At 70.9% G+C, this 1,826-nt stretch carries 1 protein-coding gene; it reads right to left on the bottom strand.

The annotated features are described in order from the left end of the window. Nucleotides 1–1,826: type I polyketide synthase (locus ACFY2L_RS38950; protein WP_390824717.1), on the bottom strand; the 1,826-nt coding region annotated here is incomplete at both ends.

The following is a 1,826-nucleotide window of genomic DNA, read 5'->3' as shown; positions in this document are numbered from 1 at the left end:
TCCCAGAACCGCGCGTCCACCTCGCTCCCCGCGACCGGCTCCCGCCGCACGACCTCCGGCCAGTACCGCTGATGCTGGAAGGCATACGTCGGCAGTCCGGTGGTTCCGGCACCGCCGTCGCCCAGCATCAGCGGCCACTCGACGGTTCCGCCGGACACGAAGACGCCGGCCAGCGCGGACAGCACCGACCTCGGCTCGGGGCGGTCCTTGCGCAGAGCGGTCACGAAGACCGGCGGATCACGGTCGACCCCGCTCTCGCCGTCCACGACAGCCTGGGCCAGGGCGGTGAGCGTGCCGTCCGGGCCGAGTTCGAGGAAGCGGCGGACGTTGTCCTGTCCGTCCAGGGTGCGTACCGCGGCGGCGAAGCGCACCGTCGCGCGGACGTGCTCCACCCAGTAGTCCGGCGAGGTCAGTTCCTCGGCGGCGGCCGCGCCGGTGACCGTCGAGACGATCGGTGTCCGTGGCTGCTCGTAGGACAGACTGTCGGCCACCTTGCGGAAGTCGTCGAGCATCGGTTCCATCAGCGGCGAGTGGAAGGCATGGCTCACCCGCAGCGCCGTGACCTTACGGCCCTCGCCGCGGAAGCGGTCCGCGATCTCCCCGACCGCCTCGGCCACACCCGAAATCACCACCGCACGCGGCCCGTTGACCGCGGCGACCCCCACCTCGTCACCGAGCAGCGGCAGCACCTCGTCCTCGGACGCCTGCACCGCCACCATCGCCCCACCGGCCGGCAGCGCCTGCATCAGCCGGCCCCGCGCCACCACCAGACGACACGCGTCCGCCAGCGACCACACCCCCGCCACATGAGCGGCCGCGATCTCACCGATCGAATGACCGGCCAGCACGTCCGGACGCACACCCCACGACTCCAGCAGCCGGAACAGCGCCACCTCAAGGGCGAAAAGCGCGGGCTGGGCGTACTCCGTACGGTTCAGCAGATCCGCGTCCTCACCGAACACCACGTCGACCAGGGGAAGTTCGAGTTGCGGATCCAGGTGGGCACACACGGCGTCGAAGGCATCGGCGAAGACCGGGTACTCCTCGTACAGCTCCCGCCCCATGCCCAGACGTTGCGAGCCCTGACCGGCGAACAGGAAAGCCGTACGGCCCCCTTCACCGACCTCGCCTGTCACAACACCAGTAGCCGACTCACCCGCCGCGACAGCCTCCAGACCGCCCAGCAGCTCCTCACGGTCCGCGCCGAGCACCACGGCCCGGTGCTCGAACACCGACCGCGACCGGACCAGGGACCCGGCGATACTCGCGACATCCACCGCACCGACCCCGGCCACGAACTCCGCCAGCCGACCGGCCTGCTCCCGCAACGCGGCCCGGCTGCGCGCCGACACCACCCACGGAACAACGGACGACACCGGCACCTCGGCACCCGAAGAGACGGAAGGCTCCTCACCGACGGGTTGTTCGAGCACGACGTGGGCGTTGGTGCCGCTCACGCCGAAGGCGGACACGGCGGCGCGCCGCGGCCTGCCTTCCTCACCGGCCCACTCCTGCTCCTGGGTGAGCAGTTCGACCGCACCGGCCGACCAGTCCACGTGCGACGACGGCGCATCCACATGCAGGGTGCGCGGGAGCACACCGTGGTGCATCGCCAGCACCATCTTGATCACACCCGCCACCCCGGCGGCGGCCTGGGTATGCCCGATGTTCGACTTCACCGACCCCAGCCACAACGGCCGCTCACGATCCTGACCGTACGTCGCGATCAACGCCTGCGCCTCGATCGGATCACCCAACGCCGTACCCGTCCCATGCGCCTCCACGGCGTCCACATCGCCCGGCACCAGACCACCGGCCGCCAGCGC

It is taken from the genome of Streptomyces sp. NPDC001381, assembly GCF_042895685.1.
Taxonomy (GTDB): domain Bacteria; phylum Actinomycetota; class Actinomycetes; order Streptomycetales; family Streptomycetaceae; genus Streptomyces.
This window is presented reverse-complemented; position numbering and strand designations above follow the sequence as displayed.